Source organism: Enterococcus sp. AZ141, assembly GCF_051714385.1.
Lineage (GTDB): Bacteria > Bacillota > Bacilli > Lactobacillales > Enterococcaceae > Enterococcus_D > Enterococcus_D entomosocium.
Genome location: NZ_JBIORT010000001.1, coordinates 527,060 through 550,838 on the forward strand (window position 1 = coordinate 527,060; position 23,779 = coordinate 550,838).

Genomic DNA, 23,779 nt, shown 5'->3' on the forward strand with positions numbered 1-23,779 from the left:
GAGTGTTGACAATAAATCGATTGCCAAGGATCACCAATACTATTCTCATTTTTGGTGCCCGAAAAACAACATTTGATTTTGGTTGGTCTATTCCAGACGAATCTCATACAGCATTTGAACTTCTTTTTGTTCTTGATGGCTGTCAAGAAAGTACAGTAGATGGAAAAAAATACTTCGTCCATGCCAACGAACTTATTTTTATTCCTCCAAGTTATCGGCATTCCAATCGTTGTGTTTCTAAAGAAGGAATGACCGTTTTTGTCATACATTTCGATATCAATGACCTAAACTTGCAGCAGCGTTTAATTCAACATGTCCCTACTTTTATTGATGCTCATGCAAACCAACATGGAGCAATCTCAGCAATCATGCAAGAATTTTTAGCCTATAGCCAATTTGAAACATTTTCTACGGAGGATAAATTATCCATTGAAATTTTATTGTTTCAGTTAGTCCAAAAACTTTTGACGTTTACACCACCTGAAGATGATACAGTCATTCAAGATAAAACTGCCCTAGTCTTAGCAAAAAAAATCGCTGATTTGATCGAGGCAAATTTTACACAATACACATTGAATCCATTTGAATTCGAGCCAAATATTTTATCAATTAAAATGATTGCTCAACAGCTAAATATTAGCAACAGCTATGCAACAAACGTTTTCAAAAAAGTATATGATAAAACGCCAAGCCAATTTCTCAATGAATTGCGCTTTAATCATTCAAAATACTTGTTACGTCAACCTGATTTGACCATTCAGCATGTCGCCTATCTTGTCGGTTATGAAAATGCCACTCACTTTAGCCGTCAGTTCAAAAAGATGTCTGGTCTAACGCCAAAAGAATACAGAAGATAAATTAAGTTCGAACCATTTTTTTAGAAGATCTTCGCTTCTGTAAATCAATAGTATCATGGCTTCTACTCGGTAAAAACTCAGTAAATATTCAATTCTGACCATTTTTTTCTACACAAACCAGAAAATGCATACGTTTTCAAACACATGCATGATTTCACTTCTACTTTTCTGATAATCTCACGATAACGGATAACTTTACTAAGAGCAGAATCGTGGTCATAAAAAACTTGCACCTCCCTTACCAAGAATAGTCTGAATAACGAGCTTCACATACTTTATTTAAAATGCTTAAATGAGAGAATTTTGCATCTTGTTTAACAATCTATCTAGAAGTGTTATTCTCTTATGATGATCCGCTATGCCAGCCCCCCGTTGAACAGATCCTGCAATTTTGTTACACGCTCCATATAAAAAGGAGTTGCGTCAACAACTCCTCTTTCGCACCTTTTAAGAAGGCGACAGGGTTTTATTAGTAAAAAAATAACCGTTTCCTTGCTAAAGTCGACGGTTATTTTTTTGTTATTTTTCACTGTGGCTAGGATACGAAAGAGCAGCACGGCAATAAATGTACCAGAATTTATCTGGAACTTATTAGCCGCTAGTTTCGATAATAATGCTTCCCTTTTCTTTAAACATTGCATTCGTTTTTAGATGTTCGAACACTTTTCAAAAATGACTACATCGAACACCTTATTCCAATTGAGAATAAGGTTTTGCCTATGTCGCTTATCGATTTTGTTTGAAAATATCCTTGTTAAAGTTGAAAAATCACTCTCTTCTTGCTATACTAACTATGTAAAGAGGAGTTGTTGCCACAACCCCTCTGCAGCGCCATTTAAGACGGCGACAGGTTTTTTAACTTAAAAGATAACCGTTTCCCTGTTAAAGTCGACGGTTATTTTTTTTTGTCATTTTTCACTGCGGCTAGGATACCAAAGATCAGCATGGCGGTAAATGTACCAAAACTGATCATTAGCCCGATTGCTTCCGCTGTGGACAAAAAGGCTTCTCCTTTCTGAAGAGTTAGTACTTACATTCATAAGCACCACCACCTTTCAAAGATAGCCACCGTCACAAACTTTACTGCAGTCAAATGGTACCATACTTCCATCAATAAAACTTTCAAATGCCAAGGATTTATCGTTATTTTTTTCACGGTGCATGGTCTATTTGCTTTGATTCATTCCATAGAATCGTCAAAATAACCTGCTGTTCTTTCTTCAAGGCTGATCCGCTCTTTCCCGACATTCTCCAGTCTCTTTTCTCAGTCCCAATCAAGGGCCTCCATCAAGAAAAATAGTCAAAAGTCAATATCATTCTATTCACCAAAAACCACTTTTGTTATAGTAACAAAAAGGAGAATGCAGATGAGAAATGAACGAAAAATCATTCAAGATAGCACCCTTGGTGTAGAGGCTTTATTATTTAACGGCATCCAGCAGGAGTTTCCCAACCATTGGCACGAATATTATGTGATTGGCTTGATGGAAGCTGGGACGCGTCAATTCACCTGTCAAAATACCTGCTATATCGTTGAAGCAGGCGACTTGATTTTGATTCCGCCAAAGGCTGCCCACCGCTGCCAGCAACTCACAGAGGAAAAGCTGGTTTACCGCAATATCCACTTAACCCCGGAGAACATGGCGGTACAAGTACAAAAAATTTTTAACACTCAATTGACGCCCCACTTTCCTGAACCGGTCATTCGCCAAGTGAAAGAAAAAGAGGAATTTCATGCAGTGCACCAGCTGTTGCTGTCGGATCGCGGCGATGAGTTTGAAAAACAAGAACGCTTTACTTGTCTCCTTCACGACCTGCTTGTTCAGTATGCGGATTTCACCCACGAACAAACAGATCCGGTTTCAAATAAAGCCGCAGCGGCAAAAGCCTATATCGATCAACATTATGCCGAAAAATTGTCCTTGAGTGAATTAAGTGACGTTCTTGGAATGAATCAGTACGTCTTGATTCGACAATTTACCAAAGCGTATGGGCTGTCGCCGTTTCAATATTTAAGTACGGTGCGCATCAGTGCTGCCAAGAAAAGACTAGAATCACAAGAAGCAATTGCAGAAGTCGCTTTTCTGACAGGTTTTAGTGACCAAAGTCATTTTACCCGTATCTTTAAAAGCTTGATTGGGGTCACCCCGAAAGCTTACCAAACAATTTACCAAGAAGATGGAGTGAGAACGTATGAATAACCAAGAAAAATGTGTCATGATTATCGATGAACAATTACCGATTGGCTTAGTTGCAAATACTGCTGCAATTTTAGGCGCAACCTTGGGCAAATTGTTTCCCGAAGGAATCGGAGAAGATATTTACGATTCGACAGGCAGAAAACACCTTGGCATTGTCAACTTTCCCATTCCTATCTTAAAAACGAACAAGGAGCAGTTGCAGACCATTCGTGAATCGATCAGTCAGCAAGCAGATCCAGAAGTAACCATCATTGATTTTTCCGATGTTGCTCAGACCACCAATTCTTACGAGCAATACCGTCAGACGCTTGAGACAATTCCCACAGAAACACTGGCTTATTTTGGTCTTTGTTTAAAAGGCAAGAAAAAGAGTATCAATAAAGTCGCTGGCAGCTTACCGTTGTATCGGTAAAGCGCTAGTAAGAAAACGGTCGTTTAAAACAAGTTTTCTTTTTGTCGGCCGAACAGTCTTCTTGCTATATACGTTTTTTATAAACAGTCTTACAAAAAAACAAACACTTTTGAGGTGTTTGTTTTTTTGTAAGAGATTTTCTAGCATACATTTTCTTGCTCTTTGATTTTGCCAAGATCAATTGAAAAAATGACTTACTCTCCTTGATAAATATTCAACCCCACTTCAGTATCTTCTACACAACTGTTCGCTGGTGCTTTAACAATCAGAAAAAGAAAGTAAAAGTCTCCCACACAAGAAGCGGCATGTGCGGCAGCAATCAAGGTGAAAAGAGATGCCGTCAACCAGCCAAATAAATAAAATAGAAAGAGACCCACAGAAATGCCAAGGAATGGCGCCAATAAAATGATGGCAAATTTCCCTTTTGAATAAAAGGAATGGGGACTCGTGGCATACGCTACCCCATTTTTGAACCCAAACTTTACCTTCCCTTTAGGGTCAAAAAGCTTGAAGAAGGCACCATGGATCAATTCATGAATAATGATGAGAATAAAATACGCAACCATTAAGAGCAAAAGATCGAAAATAAACGAAGTTTCAGCATTTGACCCATGACCACCTAAGACAAAGAGTGTAAAGAACACATAGAAAAAAATAAAACTAGGGATCGCCGCGAGATTCAATCTCTTTATTGTTTTTTTATCATCCATTAAATTAATTTGTTTGAGTAATTTCATCGCTGTTCTCCTTTTCTTTTCGACATTCTTCTTAGTACTTAATTTCTATGAATTCCCTTTACCCAACCAACAAGAGCAGCAAACACAAAACCAGTGCCGTTAAAACGAAGAGGAAATTGATCGTTTCTGGCGCACCTTCGATCCTTCTCTTTAATGGCGGAGGACGAAAACTTGGATTCATGCTTTTCGTTTGGTAGTCCACACTGCTTGATAAAAAGCTGTCGGAAGGGATCATAAACACCAAAAGAACGCCATAAATAATGGATGCAGGAATCAGGAGTGAGCATTTGGCTAAGTAGCCAATCAGTAGACTCACGATCAAAGGAATAGCTACGTACAAAACACTTTGGTACAGTATTCGCCGAATTGGTTTCATAGGGAAGTCTCCTTAGTCAATCTTCGTTACACACAGGCACAAAATAATTTTATTTACTTATCAAATAAATATACCATTGCTTTTAAAGACTGTAAACACGCCAGAAAAACAAGTCGATGCTGCCAAGTGCGGCTACCCAATGCTTGGTGCAAAAAAAGGAGTGGTTTCTTCCCATTTCTTAAAAAGCACTCTCCTTGCCTTTCTATCCTCGCTTAACCTCTCAAGATAATCGGAAACCGTTTAGTAAACCGTTATACTTACCAGATTGCTTCCCCTCTTCCTTTTGAAAAAGCTACGACGCTGGACAAAGAAGCCTGCGAACATTGTCTCTTTATTAAAACTTCTTCTGAAAAGCATTCGTCTAAAAAAATCATACGGCCTTGTCTCTCCTTTTGGCTTCCTACAACACCTATCCACTTGAGAAAAGACTGCTGAACCTTCTTTAGAAAAGAAAACGTCTCAAGAAAATATAATCGTGCGGTTTCTGCCCTTCCTTTTGGCTTCGTACAATGCTTGATCCGCTTGATAAAAGATTTCTGAAATGTCTAACGTAGGACCTGCTTCTGAAATCCCTGCTGAAAAGTAAAGGGTCAGTTGTGTTCCCTCTAGTTTCAACTGTTCATTGCTTAAGAACAAATGAAATTCTTCAATAATTTTTTTCACTGACACGGAAGTATTCTCTTTAAATAGGACTAAAAATTCTTCGCCACCATACCGATAGACTTCGATTAAATGGGAAGGACTTTTTTGATAGAGAAATGTCGTCAGTTTATCCGAAAAGAAGGTTAAGGCTTGATTGCCGATTTGATGTCCATGGTGATCATTGATCTGCTTAAAATGATCTAAATCCATCATCACCACGACCAGCTGATCCTTCTCGTTTATCACCAATTTTGAAATATCTTCGTTCAAACTACGGAAATTTTTTACCTTCGTCAACTCATCATAATTGCGCTCAATGATCTTCGTATTGATTTTTTCGAGAAAGTTTTTTTGATTCTGCAGATAATACTTCCATAAAGAAACGATTGCCACTGATCCAATCCCTAAAGTGACAGCATCCCAAAGACCAACTTCACGGCGATGAAAAAGCAATGCATTGACCATCGGCGAGACAACCGTAACCACAATCGAAAATAGATAAAAGACAGTATGATTTGTCTGTCCGTAAAATCTTTTCTTTAATAAGCAAGTAATGATTAAAATGATGTAATTTAATCCGATAATAAAGAGCATGGCTCCCCATTCGAATTTATTGATCAATGCAAAAAAAGTTAGCAAGATGACGGGGACCAGCCCAATCAGATATATTTTTTCTTTGAGGATACCAAAATAATAAATAAAGATTGGAATCGTATATTCATACGCAACATAACCGATACTGTTCAAAGAAAATGATATAATAAAGTAGACTTGCGAAATGAACAGAACGACACCGATAAGAATTTTAAATGACAAGCGTAAATTCAATTCTTTGAAGTTCTTGATAAACAGATCATACGAAATGAGCAAGCTTACAACTAAAACAGAATAGATCGCAGCATAAATCAGATGGACAAACACACTATTCCTTCTTTCTTTCATAGATTTTTCTTTAAAATCCTTCGCCCATGATTTTGAAAGGCTCGATTCTTTAACAATGCAGGTAAAGAACTCGATCTTCCTTTCCTGCACTTCATGAAACCAAAAATAAAACTACCCCAGAAAGGAGCAGAAACCAATGTCTGAGAAAATAGAACAAGAACTCTTATCGATATTTCCTCAATTATATTTTGATGCCCAGCCTATCTTTCAAATGAAAGCAGATAGTCAGAAAGTGATTGGCTACGAATTATTATTGAGAAGTACCGAAAGAAATAGGTTTCCCCTTTCCTTCTTCCAGCAAGTGATCAAATACAAAAAGCTACACACTCGCTTACTGCAATGGTACCGAAATGAAATTTTCAGCTTACTTCACCCGAATGAAGAAACAAAAATCAGTCTTAATATCCACCCGCAACAACTCAGCTACCCAGAAACCTTTCTGATGTTAGCTGACTTAGCACCCTACCATGATCGTATTTTGATTGAGATCACCGAAGACGATACGGAACCTTCTATCGCCTGTGATCCCAAGTCTTTTCTTATGAACAAAATCAACCAAATAAAAAAGATGCGCTTTTCTGTCGCATTGGATGATGTAGGGACAGGCATTCATTCACTGACAAATATTGCACCGATGCTGGATAAAATCGATGTGATCAAATTTTCGCCTATCTCGTTGCGAGTGCTGTCCCAAAAGGAGATTTTCTTTTTGATCGACTTCTGGCGAAATATCGCCAGCAATCGTAAAATCCAATTTATTGTCGAAGGGGTCGAAACCTCGGATATCCATGAGTACTTGCTTGAAGAAGAGATTTTTCTTCAACAAGGGTTTTATTTGGACAAACCTTCCCCAGCTAATCAATTAAAGCGAAAAAAATAGCCATCGCGTCGTTTATTTTTCTCACTATACGCGATTAAAAATAAACGAATATTAAAAAAATGAACAGATGCCCTTCAAATATAACACAAATAATTTTATTTGCAGAATTTTTACTGATTCGGCATCGTTTTAACGGTGATTTTACATGAGAGGGAGTAGAAACCAAAGCAAAGACCTTTTTCAGATAGATGAATAGACAAAAAGCATTCAAGAAACCAATTCCTGAATGCTTTTTGTCTATTCACCCTTTTTTTCGATACAAACCTTCTATTTCAATCGCTCACCTTTACTAATTGCAGAAACATTAAAAATACTCATCACTTCTTACCAAATCGTTTTGCTAGAAGTGATTCCGACTATTCCCCTCCTTGATTTATCTCACGTTGAAAACCAGAGAATGCTTCGTTTCCATTCCTAGATTGTAACCGCACAATTCTTTCAGATAAAAGCGATAATCTTTTTCGACGATTCGGATGATCTCGTCATCGGAAAAATCGTCAAATCGCATCATTTCTGTGACTAAAACCAGTTTGGCATCGATTCCCAGAATATCTGGGGTGATCGCCCAAAATGTTTCTGGAGAAATCCCTGCTACCAATTGATCAAGTAACGTTAATTGCTTTTCTACATAAGAGGCTAAGGCACCATTTTCACGATTGGAATCCGTAAATTTCTTTTGAAATCCATCAAGATATTCTATCTTTGAAGTAAATACAGTCAAGCTTCTTTGCTCCTTTCTTTGAGGGGAACAAGCCCCCTTATTTTCTTCCTAAGTCTCAGCCTATTCTTTCTCGTTATCTATTCACTACTTTTTCTAGCTACTGAAAAACACCAAGGTCCAGTAGTCAATGAAGAATATCCAGCAACCCTCTGACCAGCTGCCTGTAATGCTCTTTTTGATCCTTCGCCTCATCTTCTGCCTTGATTGAAAGACTTTGCTCAATTGCTTCTTGAGGCATCAACAAATGGGTGTTCAAATTTGAGATGTACGAGACGCATTCTTCCAACAACTGATACTCTTTTTGTAGGACACTAGGTACTTTATACGTACGAAAAATGAACAAATAGCGAGCATTCGCTTTTATTTCTTCTATGTGATTATTTTCTAATAAGTAACGCATCTTATCTATTTGTTCCCCTTGGGGATAGGGGCTAGAATCTGCAGTCAGCAGATGATAATAGTAGCCAATATATTCACTATTTATGATGGTTCTTTCAAACGCTTCTTTCCTGATCTTCATCTTCTGTATCCTTTCAAAACTATCACTGACCTCACTTATACAGCGTTTGTGGTATCACTAAGGACTGCTTACCTTTTTGATTCATTTTTTATCCGCTCTACTCTTTCATTAAAAAAGAGAAACTGTAAGTTTTCCTCACAGTTTCTCCTTTACGCTTCTAGCGATGACGATAGTTAAGGAGCGACGCTTTCACCGTGCTTCTTTTTTCTTGTCGTTGCAATGACAAACAGTACTAAGAGTGCATACCCAAGGATGATCAAACGAGTGGTGTTTGAAGAACCTGTTTGCGGTAATTTCCCTTGTCCGATTTGAGAAGCATCTGCGACGATCGTTTTCTTATTGTCATCGTCTGCTTCTTCCTCTTCCTTCGCTGTTTCACCAATTCGACCAGTCACAGTGACCTGCCCTGTTGTCGCCTCTGCGACAACGGTTTCTGATAGCTCCCAGACAGTCAGAGCCAGTAATGCAGCGATGAAAAAAATGATTCTTTTTCGTTTTTTCATACGATAGATCCCTTCTTTACTGGGATTTCAGTTTTTAGTCTTCCTCTACATCCGGCGCAAAACTCAAGACCAATTTGAAACTTGGGTTTGATTCTTCTGATGCATTGACAGGAGTTGCTTCACCAGTGAACGCAAACGTCCCTTCATTCGTTCCTTGGTTGCCTTCAAGGGTAAACAATTCTGTTTCTGTTACAGTTGGTGTGCCGTTTTCAAACAACTCAATCCCGTTTACGTTTAACAAGTCTACTTCAGACATATTCAATGGTGTATCAACACCTGCAACAGAAGCGATCACACCAACTGCTGAGTTATTTGTCACCGTGTACGTAGGCGAAACGATCTCTGTATGACTTGACGCTTCTGTCGTATAGAACAAAGCAGTCGTTGGAATCGTTACATTGATCCATTGGTTCAAATCATCGGGATTTGGTCCAGGTGTTGTATTCTCGAATTCACCGATGATCCCGTTTACTTGGACATCTCCTGACGTATCGCCTTCACGTCCGTCAATAGTTTGTGTCGCAAAAGCGGTGGTGCCGCTTGCGATTACTCCTGCGATCGTTGCTGTACTTAGAATAGCTGCTACAAATTTTTTCATTTTTATTTCCTCACTTTTCCTTTTTTTAATTCTTAACGATAATCGTTAATTCAGCTTCAGTGACCCCTTGTTTTTCTTTGCTTTCAGGGTCGTAAATATTGATGGTGGCTTTGGCAGGATACTCGCCTTTTGCCAATGGTGTCGCTAAGGCGACATTTTCAACAAATTGATTTGGATAGATCGCACCGGAAGAATAGATGACTTCCCCGCTCGACAGTAAAGAGATATCCACGGCGATTGGGTACACATTGGTGCCTGGATTAACGATTTCGATGGATCCCGTGCTTTGACCATCTTCAAAAATGGCTTCTGGATTGATTTGCAGGGTGAAATAATTCGCATCTGCAATTTCCTGCGCCCGTTCAGATAATCGCTGATCGGTGGCATCGCCAGATTCAGGCAAAAGGTCTGCACTGATCAACGGAACTGCTTCTTTTGATTGATAGAAATAGTACCCGAGTCCACCGGCAAGTACTGCCAATAGCAACAACCACCAGAGCCATTTCCGTCGTTTTTTATTTTCGGTTTGATTCGTTTGCTCCAATGGATTCACCTCCTTCACGTTTGGTACGATCTTTTTTTCTTAGTCTCGTGGAACAAAGCGTAAGACGATGCGATAATTCGGTACAAGCAAGTCTTCATAATACCCGCCTTGATCGGCTTCTGAATCAACGACCCACTGGGGATAGTCCCCATAGAAATCCCCCGTTAAGGAAATCGGCACGCGGCTTCTTTCTTCTAAGCGAACCAAGTGTTGTTCTTCCATCGCTTCATAGAGTTGAATCTGGGTTTCTTCCGTTTTTAGGTTCAGTCGCAACAGCGGGGTTGAGATATCGTCATAAGTAAGGGTTGGGTCTTCCTCTTCGCTTTCACTTTCAGCGTAATCGAGGGGATCTTCTCCCTCTTCTAACAAGACGATTCCGGCATGATCATCGATCGCCAATTGATTGATATAGGTATCCACAGCAAGTGGCGATTGATTGCGGATCTCATACGTTTGGCTTTCAAAATTACGATTCGATTCCGCTGTGTTGTACAAGGATTCGAAGACCATTTTGGTTGGGATCGTCACCCGCATATGCTCCAGTTTCGATGTCACATCGATACCGACTGTCAGCTGGTAGGCTTTATTCCCCACCTCAAGAACAGCAAAGTAGCTGCCGTCTTCGTCCACTTCTCGTGTAAGATCCGTTTCTACGATGCGAAAGTCATCCGTCATATCCGCTTCCGTCAATACATTTGCGGCTTGCGCGCGACTTTCTTGAAGGATCAAAGCATCTAATTCTTCTTGCGTGCTTAATTCATTAATTTTATAGCGATCTAAGGTGATATTGTATGCTTCAAAATTCACACCTTTAATCACGGTTTGACGAGCGGTCACATCGACATAGGTCTCAATCGAAGGTTTCGATAAGAAAATCGACACTTCTGTCTCTGTTTCCAATCGCTCATTTTCTCTTAAGGGAATGCGGAAATAGCGATACAGCTGATTTTCATCCCGATAGTCGCCCCATTCGATTCGTTCAGAGTTTTTGTCCAATTCGACGATTTCTCCATCGGTATTTGTATAGGAGATCAAGGTGATATCGGTATCCTCGTACATGGAACCAGTGATTTCAGTCGACTGATCACTCAATGCATCGATTCGGGCAATGAGGCCTTCTGGTTCTGAAAAACGAATCTTATTGAAGTTATTCTTAGCAATCACTTGGTAAATGTCCGTTTGTTTTTCCAGACTTTCCAAAGAACCCTCTAATTGCTCGCCACTCAGTAATCTGGAACGCGCTTCGCCATTTCCTGTGCCGCCATAAGGGAATGTATTCCCCCCATTTCGATTGATTCGCATCGTTCCGGAAATATTGATAAATTCTTCTGTTGGTTCATCTAAAGAAGCATTTTCCCAAACTGCTAATTTTTGACTCGCAACATTGATTCTCAAACCGTTCGCAACCGTATTTTGTGCAGATCGGATCAAACGCTGCAATTGTGCATTGGCTTGACCAGTTCTTGTCGTAGGATGACTAATTTCAAACAAATTCACATTGTTTATATTCAATCGTGCATTGGCAAGTCTGAAATAAAGAACTTCAGATTTATTTCTTATGGTTTCCAATACAACCGTAGAATCTTCTCCTGCCGAAAATGAATTCCGCACATTGACTAACGGGCGATTGATAAATTCCGCCGATGTTCCCATACCTGTCCGATTATCGGTCATGGAAAAATTAGCTCTGGCCCCTACTGTGATATTCGCAAATGAATTCGAATGATTGCTTGAGGCATTGCCTCCCGCCTGAGTATTTAAACCTCTCGCAACACCTTTAAATGTTGCCTCATCATTGAGAATGAAATTAGAGGAAGTCGTTACTCTAAAGATTCCTCCAGATTGATCCACGTCGAGGGTAGCCCCTTTACCAATCCGAACAAATGAATTACTAGCAGTCAACCAAATAAATCGGGAATCTGAAGTCGTTCGATCTCTTCTTGACGTCATGGTAGCATTGTCTTGCAACTCCACTCTTTGTGATACTCGGATTCTGGAATAATTTTGACTTGTTGCTGAATTTTGAATCGCCGTCGTTGTTGGCTCTGTCAAATGCACTTCAGCATGTTGCGCAAGCGTAACTGAACGAACAGTGGTGTCTCCTGTCATTCCTCTAGCAGCGTTTATTCTCGTATAGGAATTTTCGCCGAATAACAGATCTGTTGTTCCGACTCCCTGTAGAAATCGTCCACCAGTATCAAGTTCGACTTTACTTCCTTCTTCCATCGTAAATTTCGAATTCGCCAAGGTTAAACGAAAAACGGCTCGTGCAGCTTGTCGCGTTGTATGATTGACCGTTACTTCCGCTTCACGACCTAGTTTGATTTCTTCTCTAAACCGGAAAAAATCAACATTTGCATTGCTTCGTCCAGAAACGGTGATTTCGGAGTGATCGCCCACATGCAACCGGCGAATGGTTGAAGAAGCAGCAGATGAGGTACCACCGGTAAAGCCTTGTGCGGTTTGTAGGCTGATCGTATTTGCTTCACCAATATAGATATCTGTTGTGCTGCGACCAGTCACCAATGGTCCTACTTGATTGAGGGTGATGGTTGCATTTGCTTCTGACAAAAATTGTGAAGCCGTCGACGTTGAACCCAGTGCAATGAAAGGATTGGCTGCTGATGATGTGCGAGAATAATTGATCGCTGCTTTTTCTCCTAGGAAGAAACGTCGTTGCACGGAAAAAGAATTGGCTGCTGTGCTCGTTGAATGCTCAGCAACATTGATTTCAGCCCCTTCAAGCAGCTCAAATTGATCGACCATCGTTCCAGCGGTAAAGCCATTCCCTAATACGCCCGTTAGTTTTGAGTATTTCCCTAAAGTGACATGGGACAAACTTGCGTTGACAAACGCCCCTCGCTGGTTCACGGCTATTTCAGAATAGTCACCAATGGTGATTTTCCCGTTGCTTGATGCTAAGCCGATGACGACATTCGATGTACTTGCTGAAGAGGTCGTTCGCGTTCTCGGCACGTCAATTGTTGTATGACTTCCGATTTGAACCGAAGACGTTGCGAAAAAGGTTCGATACGCTTGACCAACAGTGGCATTACTAGGTTCACTTATGGTTATATCCACCTGATCACCAATCGCAATACTGTTGACTGCTACGTTGCCATTAAACCCGTTGCTATGCTGATTGTTCATTTTCACGTGGTCTTGAATCACTATCGTGGTACTAGCCACACCCGTAAACATCGGTCCATGCTGCGATATTCGCGTTTGTGTATTCTCCCCAAAATCGATGGAGGAATTTGCACTTTGGAGCTGGATAAAAGCTCCGGTCGTTGTGCCCGTCCGCGTTCCTTCAATAATGGTAGGTTGGTCCGCGGTACTATTTTCAACGATGAAGCGGTGTCCGACATTGATGGCGGGCGTCCCGCTGACCGTCCCGTACTCAGATAGTTTTAACTGACTCCCTGCTTGTAACCTTACTTCGCCTAGCGTGCTGGTGGAATTACCAGAAAGCCCCTGTCCCGTGCCAACATCTAGTGTTGCCCCGGTTGCTAGCGTCAACCGACTATCTTGATTGGCATTTGGTAGGGAAACCATTGCGCCAGATTGGCGAATCGTGGTCATACTTCCTTGACCAAAATCAAGGCTTGCTGCGGTACCTGTCATGTGAAAGACAGTGCCAGTATTGCTGTTGGTACTTCGGGTGACAGAAATTTCAGCTTGGCTAGCGACTGCTACTTGATTCATTTCAAAGATTGGTGTGGCATTTGATGAGCGATGATTGATCGTCAATTGGCCTTCGACCAAGAGTCCTTCAGCCGTGAATAACGTTGGAATGGAAGACGTCGCTGTCGTCACCACATTGGTTCCTTTGAAATGAAGATGTGCTTGGTTGTTATTCACCACGCGTCCTGCGGTAGTGGTCAGCTCCAGTTGGGTATCTTCAAAGGTAATCGTTGAAGCCCCAGTTGTTTGAGCCAGCCCTTGCGCCGACTGAATGCCTTGTTGTTGCACCCCTTGCCAAGTCAGTTGAACAGGTGTCGCAAACTGCATCAGGTTCTCTGCCACCGTCTGCGAAACGATCACAGGTGTATCTTGACTACGAAAAGTAACGTCTGCCCGTTGGATACCACTGATTGGCTCAGTTAATGCCAAGTTGTTGGCAAAAGTAAGCACCAAGGATTGATCATTGGCGATTTCTTCGTAATGATACTCCGTGCCATCTTCATCGGTGAAGGATTCCCCAAGTAAAATTGCCCGCAATTGCGCCTCACTTGCTACAGTCAATGCGACCGCTGAAGCTTCAGCATCAAACCTTTCGACTTGCTCATTCTCAGCTTCTGTTTCCGCTTCATCTTCTGAGCTATCTGGCGTTTCTGCTTCGGGCAGTGCTTCATTTTCCTCTGCTTCTTCTTGGCTAGCTGTCGTGGAATCATCCGTGGCTTCCGAAGAAGATTGTTCTTCACTGCTTTCTTCGGTTGTTTCTTGGTCTTCCGATAGATCAGCAGAATTAGTGGTTTCCTCAGTTGAGGAGTGTTGCGTCTCTTCAGAAAGTGACTCTGTTTCTGCATAAGCAACTTGCTGGAACGCCAGCGTCGTGTTGACCGCCGTGCTGCTTAGTAGGAATACTGCAGAAAACAATGTAAGTAGTTTCATCATATCCTCCTTTCTTCAAGTCTTTGGTGCGTCAAGAAGGTTGAAGCTAAGAAACAGCCTCCTCCTTTTCACACAAAGTTGTCTCAATATTCTTCGTTTTTGGGGGAACGACAAAAAAAGACATTTGGACGAATCAAATGTCTGAAGAAAGTTGTTAGATTGGGTTTTTGTAAAATAATATCTACATACGAGTTCCTATTTCTTAAAAACGAAGGTTATTGAGACGAAAAAAACTGTAAGTGTATCACGCGTGGTCCTTACTAAACTAAGAATAGCGTGGTCCTTTAGCAAAAGAAAATCATTATTTTCATAAACACCTGAAATAGATGAATAAATAACCTACCTCTTTCACTGTGTGAAAGGTACGGGAATGGGTTTAAAAAAGCGGTTTTTGATACGGGTTTATTTTCCGTTCAAGATGTTCCCAATCTCGATCATCTGGAAGAGATTTTAATAATAAATAATCTGTTTTGACTTTGTAATCGACGAGATAGCGATTGTAATTGGTCACGATCAAATCAATATGTGATCCATTTAGCGTCTTCTTTGTTAAATATTGCAGCTGCACAAAGGTCAACTCGTGCTTGCTGCCAAACCGCTGGATTGCTCGAGTTTGAATGTGCTGGCACACAAAATGATCTCCTTCTAGGAGAAAATAAATGGTTTTTGCTGGTGCGTAATAATCGAAAATCAACTCGCTATAAATTGTTAAACTGACACAGATGTCTTCTAAGTAAGCACTAGACAAAGAGAGCTTTTTGCTCTGCTCCTTAAGAAATTGTAAGTTCTTTTGATAATTCTCGCTGTTGGAACGCATGATCACTTCTTTGATATCATCCATTTCCTTGTTCAAAACCGGCGCAATCGCATGGTTTATTTTCCTCGATAAAAAGAAAGAACGTAAAAACGTCGCCACCGTAATGGCTTGCTCTTTGGGCACATCATGGTTCTGCAGAAACAATTCGGCCACGTTTGCAATCGCTGTACCTTGATGAAACTGACGGTAAAATTTTTGCTCTCGTTCTTCTTGATCCAAGGTTCGCTTACACAGGGTGACCAAGTAAATCCAAGCAAATTCTTCTTTGGGCAACTGGGTCTGATAGATTTCTTCAATGCCTTTTTTCAAGGAATAAAGTTTGGCGAAACTATTCCCTTTATACGCTTGCCTGACCAGTTCTTTGGGCACAGTGATATGATAGCCAAGGCTCGCGCGTTTGATGGCAATATAAAACGTATAGTAAAACGCTGCGGGGGTCGCCCCAGATCCGATTTCATAATAGCCGAACTTGTCATCCAATTGCCCTAAAATCAAGTCATGCAATGCTTGGTCTGGGACCAATGTATAGATCGTTTCGACCCCTTCATAGTAAAAATCTTTGAAAAACTTACGTAAGTTGGCTTCGCTTCCTTCAATCGTTAAAGGATTGGAGGTCCATTGTAAGCCATAGCTTTTCAAAATAGGGTTGCGCTGATTGAGTAAGCGCCGAAATGTACTCTCTGAAAAATGGTAATGATGTGCTAGCTCATCCACCTTAGCTAACTTGCCATGAAAGATATTCCCGATAATTTCAAATAAGCATTCATTTTTTAACAAACTTTGTTTTCTTTTTTGATATTCTGTAGGCTTTTTCTCTTCGAAAACAAACCCGCTATTGCCGGAAACAAGGACTATACTGTCCCCAAAATATTCTTTCATGTATTTGATATCATTGGCAATCGTCCGCTGAGTTACTTGATTGCGCTCAGCTAAGTCGCCAATCGTAAACACCCGATCTCGCTCAATCGTACTCAACAGCCGAAACAACCGCGCGGTTGTGCGGTTGCTGATGAAGGCCAATTGCAGCTCTCTCATCCACTCCACTCCTTTTTTCAAGAGATTCTTTTCTATACTATTACATAAATAGACCACTATTTGGTAATTATATACTCAAATTTACAGTATTTTTATCAAAAAACCTACTAATAATGAAAAAAATAGCGTTCTGAATTTTATTTTCTAACTTGTAATCGCTTCTTCGATGGAATGAAAAAAAGCCGCAAGCAACACTCGATGAAAAGAGCTGCTTACGGCTAGTCTTGGTTTTTTCGTTAAAATAAATACTGCGCAGTAATCGACGATTGACAATTGATCAGTTGTTCTGGGGTTCCTTCGTACAAGATTTCACCACCGCGAATCCCACCATCAACACCGACATCGATCAGCCAATCCGCTGCTTTCATGACCTCAAGATTGTGTTCGATCACGATCACCGTGTTGCCTTTTTCTACTAATCGTTCGATGATCGCCAAGATGCTTTTGATGTCGGCCATGTGCAATCCGGTCGTTGGTTCATCCATAATGTAGATATTGCCTTTTTTGCTTAATTCTTTTGCTAACTTCAGTCGTTGGCATTCACCGCCAGACAAGGTATTTAATGGCTGTCCGAGGGTCATGTATCCTAGACCTACAGCCAAGATCTGTTTTAGTTTTCTTTGAATCGCTTTTTCCTCAAAAAACTCCACCGCTTCCGTGATACTCATGGCAAGGACTTCATCGATCGACTTGCCTTTCAAGCGATACTGGTAGACTTCTTCTTTAAACCGTTTGCCGCCGCAGGCCTGACACAAAACCTCGACGGAATCCATAAAGGACAGCTCCATCTTGATGGTCCCGTGGCCCTTACATGTTTCACAAGCACCTTCGGAATTGTAGGAAAAAAGACCTGCTGAAACCTTGTTTTCTTGCGAAAACAACTTGCGAATGTCATTCATGATTCCTGAATAGGTTGCAGGATTAGAGCGAATATTCCCCGCCACCGCTGATTGATCGATCGTAATGGCTTCAGGGTATTCTTTGGCAAAAACACCATTTACCAAACTGCTCTTTCCAGAACCAGCGACACCGGTCACCACCGTAAATACCCCTAATGGCACCCGCAGTGCTGTATTTTTCAAGTTATGCAGCGTCGATTTTTTCGTTTCGATAAACTGTTGGCTTCTGCGAGGGGCTTCTTTGAAATCCAGCATCTGTCCAAAGGCTTTGCCAGTCAGTGTATCTGAGCGCAGCAATCCTTCAAAGGTTCCTTCGTAAGTAATATAGCCGCCATTTTTTCCAGCTTTAGGACCAACATCGATAATATGGTCGGCTGCTTTAATGACATCTGGATCATGCTCCACTACGATGACGGTGTTCCCTTTGTCCCGTAGTTTGACTAACAATTCATTCAATCGGTGGACATCCCTTGGATGCAGCCCAATACTCGGTTCATCAAAAATGTAGATCACATCGTTCAAGCTAGAAGACAAGTGTTTGACCATTTTTACCCGCTGACTTTCCCCACCAGAAAGCGTCGTTGTTTCACGGTCTAAGGAAACATAATCCAACCCGATATTGATCAGATCAGTGATTCTCGCTTGGATGTTTTGAAGCAGGGGTTGGACACTCTCCTCCGAGATTTCTTGAAGAACCGTCAATAGTTCATCCACTTGCATCGCCAAAACGTCCGCAATCGAATAGCCCGCGATTTTACACGCGAGTACTTGTGGATTGAATCGTTTTCCCTGACAGTCAGGACACTTCTGCTCATTCATGAAAGAAGCGATTTTCTTCTGCGTAGCAGCGGAGCTTTCATTGCCGCCTTTGATATTGGAGCGATTAAAACGAGCGACTAAGCCTTCATAGGTGGAACTCATGCCTTCCATATACAAGGAATCGATTTTTTCTCCTTGGACATACAAAAAGCGGTTCATTTCTTCTTCGCTATATTCTTTCAACGGCTTGTCATTGTCAAAAAAGCCCGTATTGGTGAAGGACTTCAGTAGCCAAGAGCCGACTTTGTAGCCAGGAAGCAGGATCGCCCCTTCGTTCAAGGACTTTTCAAGATCCAGTGCCTTTTCTAAATCTAACCCGACGATCCGCCCAATCCCTTCGCAAGTGGGACACATCCCATGAGGGTCATTGAAGGAAAAATTCCATGCAGGACCTAAATACGGTTGACCAAGACGAGAAAAAAGCAAGCGGATCAAGGGGTTGATATCCGTGATCGTCCCTAATGTAGAGCGGGAATTGCCGCCTAAACGGCTTTGATCAACTACTACCGCCATCGAAAGATTGTCGATGGCATCCGCATCGGGCTGGCTGTATTTTGGCAAAAAGTTGCGGACAAATTTCGAAAAGTTCTCATTCAGCTGTCGACCTGCTTCTTGTGCGATCGTGTCAAAGACGATCGATGACTTGCCAGAACCAGAGACACCCGTGAAAATCGTGATTTTTCTTTTGGGAATCTTCAAGTCAAAGCCCTTCAAATTGTTCTGCCTGGCGTTGTGGATCGTAATGTATTCCTGCATGCTATACCCTCCCAGATTCTATTGAATTTTTACAGTGAGCGATCATTATAGCACAAACATTCTCGCTGTTTCTCGGAATTTTGCAAAAAAACTATGTTTATTTTTTGTTTTGTTCTCAATGTTGGAATAGCAATGGTGGGGGCTTATGCGATTTTTCGATAACTGTTGCATAGGAAGGAATTTAGCGTGCGAACGAAGTTAGAAGATAGAGCGAAGAAGGAGTATTTTGAATGACCTTAAATTGCTAAAAGGTAAAAAACAGTCCATTTCCCCTTGCTTGCAAAGTGAAATGGACTGTTTTCATGAAACAACCTTTAATCGTTTGAAGCCGAATGTTAGAGATCAGCCAGATCAGCTCACTACAGTTGACGGAAACGTTTTGATCAATGTCACCGTTTCTTCTGCCCCATAATCCCCTTCGGCATATAAAGCAAGATACTCTTCCAACAAATAGTCAGCAAGGTCTTGGGTAGATTGCGTAAAACCAGCCTTTTCGTAAGATCTGACTGCAGGGATATTTTTTCTCGACGGCCGCATCATCAATTTTTGAATGCCGAATGTTTCATGTAAATGATCACCGAGGGTGACGATCGCATCGGTACCAAATCCTTTGCCGCAATGAACTTCCCGATTCAACCAGATATCCAGTTCTGCTATGCCGTCTGTTAGATGAAACGAGGAGTAACTAATAAAGCCAATCGGTTCACCTGCATGTAGAATCAAAAAGCCTCTGCCATTTTGCGGTTGAGCACCAGTAAAATAATACTCTTGATAGTCCTCAAAAAACTCTGCTTCTGTGGCGATCGGTGCATTAGGATAAGAAGGTGGTCCAGAATGATATTTTGTGGTTTCAGAGTGAAAACACCATTGATAGACCGCTTCTTTATCTTTGATTTCCGCAGGGTTTAAAGTGATTTTATTGCCTGTTAGCATGTGGTATACTCCTTTCGCTCTTCCTAATGTTCCCCCCAATTATAGCGGAGGATGTCCCTTAAAAACAAACCGCGTTTTTTCTTTACTTGAATCGAACATCGACATTGCTTAAATTTTCATTGTTGCGCCAACAATCTTCCGATTGATTCCTCTATTTTTTCATCCTCTAAAAATTAAATTCATTTTCCCAATTAAAATCAGCAGATTCTTCTAAACTGTTCGGCCAATGATGGCACCAGGAAGGAACTCTGGGCACTTCTACTCGATCCAAACTTGGTGTGTACGGTTTGATATCTATTAGTGGCGTTTGGTCGTTTGCATCAATATAAGGAATAGAAAGAATTCCTTTCTCAACATCGACTGATAATACTTGAACAACACTTAATTCAATTGGATTTGGTCGGATGGGTGATCTCGTAGCAAAAATCCCCATTTTTTCAGGCGCATGTTTATAGGGTTGCTCAGCATCCAAAATCATTCGATACTTTGCATCCGCAAAATCACTGAACCACCATACTAATTGTAGGTGACTAAATCCTTCAATCCCTGCCAAAGCTGGAACATATTCTTTCTTTAGCTTGAGCAAGCATCCGTCCTCATTGTTTTGAATGATTCCGATCGGTTGTAGTTTATATTCTGTCATTTTCTTTCCTCCATTTCCTCTTTGTGCTCTTAGAATAGTGTCTGACACAATGTGAGAGTCAAGAAAAAATAGAAAAAATCTGCTACTCATCGTTTTATGAGTGGTATTTGTATTTCAGTCAAATAACTGCTTTCCTCCTGCTCATTCCAAGGACCGCGATGCACGATTTGCCTGTCTGGTCCGTCCATTTGGTAATAAGGATGTTCTTGTAGCCACTCAGCCAAGGACAAATAGACGTTGGCTATGTTGGAGAATGCACCGTACACCATCGTGCACGCCATAATTGGCACTGCTTCCGTTTCGTAGATGGAAAATACTTTGGAATCTACTTGCAGGCCTGCTTTCACTTGCACACACAATTCAACATCGACATTTTTTTCTTTAAACTCTTGGTCGTGATAAATCGAAAATGATTGTCCGAAATTCTTTATTTTATGAAGCTCCATAAAAGTGGCTAGTTCTCTCCACAGTTCCTCTTCAGCAAAATAATTTGGTATGACTTTGCGAAGGGAGAGCACATGATAACTCGGGACTGCTTTCATTGTGACCTGATAATGGCGCTCTGTTCGTTCCTTCGTCAATACTAATTTAGCCACTTCTAGTTTGATTAATTTTTGTTTTTCCGCCTCTATAGTTGTCTCAATTTCATCTTTTTTTCTTTCTAATTGTTCTGCAAGGAAGTCCTGCTCTTGGTTTTTCAGTAACACCGCAATTTCTGCTACACTAAAGCCGCTATCACGTAAATAGAGTATTTTATTGAGTTCAGGCAATTGAACAGCCGAATACAGTCGATAACCAGTAAACATATCAATCCTATTGGGCTTTAATAGACCCATCTCATCATAGTAACGCAATATTCTGATACTCACTTGAGAGAGCTTTGAAAATTCACCTATCTTAAACATACGCACCTCCGATAGATTTATTATAAAAACACTTTATCCACACTTCAATGCTACTCACTATAAAAAACCGAAACAAAGAGTTCACTCTCTGTTTCGGTCTTGCTTCATTATTCAACACTCAACGAAAAATTCTTCTAACAATTCTTGCCTTTCATAGGCATGTGACCATTTGTTCCACCTAACGGTTCACTGAGACGGCCATTCGGTGATAGGTATGGCGCTTGCCTCTGATGGCGATCGATAGTTGCAAGATGTTCTCGGGATCAGCGGTCCCAGAAAAACCCGCATCTCCGATATGATGAAGGTCGCAGCCGGCACGTTTGCTAGTCAATGCCAAGGCACGGATCGTGCCTATATCTGCACCTTCTTGTGTAGTACCGATGGTGCCCATGACCAACTTCCCTTTTTGGTGGATAAAGGCTACAAGATCACTCATGCGGTGTTCACTCAGACCAGGAATCGTGCCTGCAATGGGTACAAGAATAACATCGGCTCCCGCTTGAATGAATGCAGACGCAATTTCTTCATCCAACACAGGTTCATTGACACCAGCTCCGTGCATTTTTCCAGCAATAATGATCCCAGAGAAAACGGCTCTTGCTTGTTGGATTGCCGCTGTGATTTCCTTATTTGAAACGCCAGTGGAAGGATTTCCTGTCAGACAGATAAAATCAAATCCAAGTGCTTCTGCGCGTGCCATGTTTTTCTTTGTTGCCAAACGCCCAGTAGCGATAGTTGTCAACTGTTCCATCTGTTCCGCACAATCGTCGACAGGTTCAAGATTGACCCCAACAGGCCGCCCCGTTAAGCACTGCAAAAAGCGAATGGGGTCATCCGTTGTCGGTAATCCTTTGATAGCGCCGTTTTCGAAATCAAATAGGTTCAGCAAAATCAAATCCGCCCCAAATGCAGCGACGAATTCAGCATTGGTGATTCCTCTAGACATTGGATCGATCTGGACGTCATTTTCTGCTACGATCGTCCGACCGGCACTTCCTCGAATACTTTCCAATAGCTGGTCTTTATCAAATGATTTAAAATCAGCTGCCGTGCAATTCAATAATCGTTTTGTCTTCATTTTACGCCCCACTTTCTGAACCGAGTTCACTGGCTAATGTCCGATTATCCAGCATTTTGAAGAATGGATAATAGATGGCGATAGAAACCGTCAGATTCACCAGCTGTAAGATTGCCCCCGAAATATGTCCGCCTGTGGCTAGATAACCGCCGATGATTGGCGGCATCGACCAGGGCACCAAAACGACGGCAGGTCGAACGATCCCCATGGCAACTGTCGTATAAGAGATGATATAGCAAACGACCGGCGTCAGAATATATGGGAACAAAATCAATGGATTCATGACAACGGGCAACCCAAACATGATGGGTTCATTGACATTAAAAACCGTTGATGGAAATCCGAGTTTCCCCAACTCTTTTAAATACTTGCTTTTACTTCTGACTAAGAGTAAGATCGCCAAGCCCAAAATCACGCCACTACCGCCAATCCAGACAAAGGTATTCATAAAGGTATAATTGATGATATGCGGAATCGTTTCGCCGTTTTGAAAAGCGATCCGATTTTCATCGATCATTTGAATCCATGTCGGCTGCAGGACGCTCAAGACCAAGTCCCAACCGTGGATGCCCACTGACCAAAACAATGACGTAAACATAATGGCAAATAGACCACCTATAAAGCCTCCGCCAATGATCGATAAAGGTTGTCCCACAAGGCTGTACAGCAGATCATGAACATTCGTATTGCCGAATGATTCCACTAATAAACGAATCACCCAGAAAAGCGAGAGGCAAAAGAATGAGGGGATCAATGCAATAAAGGAGCGACTGACCGCCGGGGGAACGTTTTCTGGCATGCGAATCACGATATTCTTTTGTACGAATAATCGGAAAATCTCCGCCGTGATCAAACTGGTGATGATTGCTACGATCAGCCCGCGGCTACCAAGATAAGACATTTGAATGCCGCCGTCTTCAATCGGAGTGACTAAAAGAAAAACCGACGCTGCCAATACACCGGCAGATAAACCGCTGACGCGGTATGTGGTTGCTAAACTATACGCAATAGCAAAGGAATTGAACAGCGCCATCACACCAAAGGTCACTTGGACGACAAAGTCTAATTTGCTGCGCCATTCCCCGCCAAAAATACTCGTAACAAATAGGTTAAAGCCTTCCCATGGAACGTTAGATAAAATAACAAAAATGGAGCCGATAATAATCAAAGGCATCGTGGTGACAAGTCCATCACGGATGGCAACCAGATGCTTTTCACCGCCAATTTTCATTCCCCATGGCAGCATTTTTTCTTCCATAAATTTCTTTAACGAATCCTTCATAAGCTTCCTCCTTAACCTTAAAAGATCGCTGAAAGAGTGCGTTCAGGTATCTTTTCGAAGTGTGA

The 23,779-nt window shown here is 41.4% G+C and carries 21 protein-coding genes; 4 read left to right on the forward strand and 17 right to left on the reverse strand.

What is annotated here, in order from left to right:
- The first annotated feature begins 5 nt into the window (after positions 1-5).
- Positions 6-857, forward strand: coding sequence for an AraC family transcriptional regulator (locus tag IGI89_RS02440; RefSeq protein ID WP_194187922.1), 852 nt, complete (start codon positions 6-8; stop codon positions 855-857).
- Between the two features lie 895 nt (positions 858-1,752).
- On the opposite strand, the gene IGI89_RS02445 is transcribed toward IGI89_RS02440, so the two are convergent.
- Positions 1,753-1,857: a putative holin-like toxin gene (locus IGI89_RS02445; RefSeq protein WP_017144486.1), complete on the reverse strand. Its 105-nt coding sequence runs from the start codon at positions 1,855-1,857 to the stop codon at positions 1,753-1,755.
- 367 nt (positions 1,858-2,224) lie between these two features.
- Here IGI89_RS02445 and IGI89_RS02450 point away from each other — a divergent pair, with 367 nt between their 5' ends.
- Both IGI89_RS02450 and IGI89_RS02455 read left to right on the forward strand, forming a co-directional pair.
- Positions 2,225-3,058 carry a helix-turn-helix domain-containing protein gene (locus tag IGI89_RS02450; RefSeq protein WP_074934353.1) on the forward strand — a complete coding sequence of 278 codons (834 nt, stop codon included), beginning with the start codon at positions 2,225-2,227 and terminating at the stop codon, positions 3,056-3,058.
- Entirely contained in the window at positions 3,051-3,470 is a 420-nt protein-coding gene (locus IGI89_RS02455; RefSeq protein ID WP_005232083.1) for a DUF2000 domain-containing protein, read from the forward strand. The genes IGI89_RS02450 and IGI89_RS02455 overlap by 8 nt, the downstream gene beginning before the upstream one ends.
- Positions 3,471-3,664: 194 nt before the next feature.
- Here the strand turns inward: IGI89_RS02455 and IGI89_RS02460 are convergent, their stop codons facing one another.
- From IGI89_RS02460 to IGI89_RS02470, 3 genes are all read right to left on the reverse strand, one after another.
- A complete protein-coding gene (locus tag IGI89_RS02460) occupies positions 3,665-4,207 on the reverse strand; it encodes a DUF3267 domain-containing protein (RefSeq protein ID WP_016611343.1) in 543 nt (180 codons plus the stop codon).
- A 58-nt stretch (positions 4,208-4,265) separates the two neighbouring features.
- Entirely contained in the window at positions 4,266-4,583 is a 318-nt protein-coding gene (locus tag IGI89_RS02465; RefSeq protein ID WP_196043732.1) for a hypothetical protein, read from the reverse strand.
- Between the two features lie 459 nt (positions 4,584-5,042).
- Positions 5,043-6,167: a GGDEF domain-containing protein gene (locus IGI89_RS02470; protein WP_223273077.1), complete on the reverse strand. Its 1,125-nt coding sequence runs from the start codon at positions 6,165-6,167 to the stop codon at positions 5,043-5,045.
- 136 nt (positions 6,168-6,303) lie between these two features.
- Here IGI89_RS02470 and IGI89_RS02475 point away from each other — a divergent pair, with 136 nt between their 5' ends.
- Entirely contained in the window at positions 6,304-7,047 is a 744-nt protein-coding gene (locus tag IGI89_RS02475) for an EAL domain-containing protein (protein WP_005232094.1), read from the forward strand.
- 373 nt (positions 7,048-7,420) lie between these two features.
- Here IGI89_RS02475 and IGI89_RS02480 read toward each other — a convergent pair whose 3' ends face one another.
- The 13 genes from IGI89_RS02480 to celB all read right to left on the reverse strand — a co-directional run bounded on the left by IGI89_RS02480 (position 7,421) and on the right by celB (position 23,714).
- Positions 7,421-7,768 carry a DUF7006 family protein gene (locus IGI89_RS02480; RefSeq protein WP_016611346.1) on the reverse strand — a complete coding sequence of 116 codons (348 nt, stop codon included), beginning with the start codon at positions 7,766-7,768 and terminating at the stop codon, positions 7,421-7,423.
- Positions 7,769-7,892: 124 nt separating this feature from the next.
- On the reverse strand, positions 7,893-8,288 hold the full coding sequence (locus tag IGI89_RS02485) for a hypothetical protein (RefSeq protein ID WP_301389758.1): 396 nt from the start codon (positions 8,286-8,288) through the stop codon (positions 7,893-7,895).
- Positions 8,289-8,461: 173 nt separating this feature from the next.
- Positions 8,462-8,791, reverse strand: a complete 330-nt coding sequence (locus tag IGI89_RS02490; protein WP_301389759.1) for an LPXTG cell wall anchor domain-containing protein — start codon at positions 8,789-8,791, stop codon at positions 8,462-8,464.
- A 34-nt stretch (positions 8,792-8,825) separates the two neighbouring features.
- Entirely contained in the window at positions 8,826-9,389 is a 564-nt protein-coding gene (locus IGI89_RS02495) for a hypothetical protein (protein WP_430607988.1), read from the reverse strand.
- Positions 9,390-9,414: 25 nt separating this feature from the next.
- Positions 9,415-9,933 (reverse strand): hypothetical protein, encoded by a 519-nt coding sequence (locus IGI89_RS02500; protein WP_034871937.1) that lies wholly within the window; start codon positions 9,931-9,933, stop codon positions 9,415-9,417.
- A gap of 39 nt (positions 9,934-9,972) precedes the next feature.
- The gene (locus tag IGI89_RS02505) at positions 9,973-14,550 is read right to left on the reverse strand and encodes a hypothetical protein (RefSeq protein ID WP_438735292.1); all 4,578 of its coding nucleotides are present in this window, start codon (positions 14,548-14,550) and stop codon (positions 9,973-9,975) included.
- A gap of 373 nt (positions 14,551-14,923) precedes the next feature.
- Positions 14,924-16,399: a helix-turn-helix domain-containing protein gene (locus IGI89_RS02510; RefSeq protein ID WP_016620737.1), complete on the reverse strand. Its 1,476-nt coding sequence runs from the start codon at positions 16,397-16,399 to the stop codon at positions 14,924-14,926.
- Between the two features lie 236 nt (positions 16,400-16,635).
- Positions 16,636-18,873, reverse strand: coding sequence for an ATP-binding cassette domain-containing protein (locus IGI89_RS02515; protein ID WP_438735294.1), 2,238 nt, complete (start codon positions 18,871-18,873; stop codon positions 16,636-16,638).
- 351 nt (positions 18,874-19,224) lie between these two features.
- Positions 19,225-19,806 (reverse strand): GNAT family N-acetyltransferase, encoded by a 582-nt coding sequence (locus IGI89_RS02520; protein ID WP_438735296.1) that lies wholly within the window; start codon positions 19,804-19,806, stop codon positions 19,225-19,227.
- Between the two features lie 166 nt (positions 19,807-19,972).
- Positions 19,973-20,449, reverse strand: a complete 477-nt coding sequence (locus IGI89_RS02525) for an SAM-dependent methyltransferase (protein WP_438735297.1) — start codon at positions 20,447-20,449, stop codon at positions 19,973-19,975.
- An 86-nt stretch (positions 20,450-20,535) separates the two neighbouring features.
- Positions 20,536-21,354, reverse strand: a complete 819-nt coding sequence (locus tag IGI89_RS02530) for a MerR family transcriptional regulator (protein ID WP_438735299.1) — start codon at positions 21,352-21,354, stop codon at positions 20,536-20,538.
- Between the two features lie 178 nt (positions 21,355-21,532).
- Positions 21,533-22,432: a DUF7916 family protein gene (locus IGI89_RS02535; RefSeq protein WP_438735300.1), complete on the reverse strand. Its 900-nt coding sequence runs from the start codon at positions 22,430-22,432 to the stop codon at positions 21,533-21,535.
- Between the two features lies 1 nt (position 22,433).
- Positions 22,434-23,714: a PTS cellobiose transporter subunit IIC gene (celB, locus tag IGI89_RS02540; RefSeq protein WP_077453683.1), complete on the reverse strand. Its 1,281-nt coding sequence runs from the start codon at positions 23,712-23,714 to the stop codon at positions 22,434-22,436.
- Between the last annotated feature and the right edge of the window lie 65 nt (positions 23,715-23,779).

Bases quoted from the DNA above. Each gene is read 5' to 3' on its own strand.
- IGI89_RS02525 (WP_438735297.1), bottom strand. From the start codon at position 20,449: ATGACAGAATATAAACTACAACCGATCGGAATCATTCAAAACAATGAG.
- IGI89_RS02530 (WP_438735299.1), bottom strand. From the start codon at position 21,354: ATGTTTAAGATAGGTGAATTTTCAAAGCTCTCTCAAGTGAGTATCAGA.
- IGI89_RS02510 (WP_016620737.1), bottom strand. From the start codon at position 16,399: ATGAGAGAGCTGCAATTGGCCTTCATCAGCAACCGCACAACCGCGCGG.
- IGI89_RS02475 (WP_005232094.1), top strand. From the start codon at position 6,304: ATGTCTGAGAAAATAGAACAAGAACTCTTATCGATATTTCCTCAATTA.
- celB (WP_077453683.1), bottom strand. From the start codon at position 23,714: ATGAAGGATTCGTTAAAGAAATTTATGGAAGAAAAAATGCTGCCATGG.
- IGI89_RS02465 (WP_196043732.1), bottom strand. From the start codon at position 4,583: ATGAAACCAATTCGGCGAATACTGTACCAAAGTGTTTTGTACGTAGCT.
- IGI89_RS02455 (WP_005232083.1), top strand. From the start codon at position 3,051: ATGAATAACCAAGAAAAATGTGTCATGATTATCGATGAACAATTACCG.
- IGI89_RS02470 (WP_223273077.1), bottom strand. From the start codon at position 6,167: ATGAAAGAAAGAAGGAATAGTGTGTTTGTCCATCTGATTTATGCTGCG.
- IGI89_RS02490 (WP_301389759.1), bottom strand. From the start codon at position 8,791: ATGAAAAAACGAAAAAGAATCATTTTTTTCATCGCTGCATTACTGGCT.
- IGI89_RS02515 (WP_438735294.1), bottom strand. From the start codon at position 18,873: ATGCAGGAATACATTACGATCCACAACGCCAGGCAGAACAATTTGAAG.
- IGI89_RS02495 (WP_430607988.1), bottom strand. From the start codon at position 9,389: ATGAAAAAATTTGTAGCAGCTATTCTAAGTACAGCAACGATCGCAGGA.
- IGI89_RS02460 (WP_016611343.1), bottom strand. From the start codon at position 4,207: ATGAAATTACTCAAACAAATTAATTTAATGGATGATAAAAAAACAATA.
- IGI89_RS02485 (WP_301389758.1), bottom strand. From the start codon at position 8,288: ATGAAGATCAGGAAAGAAGCGTTTGAAAGAACCATCATAAATAGTGAA.
- IGI89_RS02520 (WP_438735296.1), bottom strand. From the start codon at position 19,806: ATGCTAACAGGCAATAAAATCACTTTAAACCCTGCGGAAATCAAAGAT.
- IGI89_RS02535 (WP_438735300.1), bottom strand. From the start codon at position 22,432: ATGAAGACAAAACGATTATTGAATTGCACGGCAGCTGATTTTAAATCA.
- IGI89_RS02505 (WP_438735292.1), bottom strand. From the start codon at position 14,550: ATGATGAAACTACTTACATTGTTTTCTGCAGTATTCCTACTAAGCAGC.
- IGI89_RS02450 (WP_074934353.1), top strand. From the start codon at position 2,225: ATGAGAAATGAACGAAAAATCATTCAAGATAGCACCCTTGGTGTAGAG.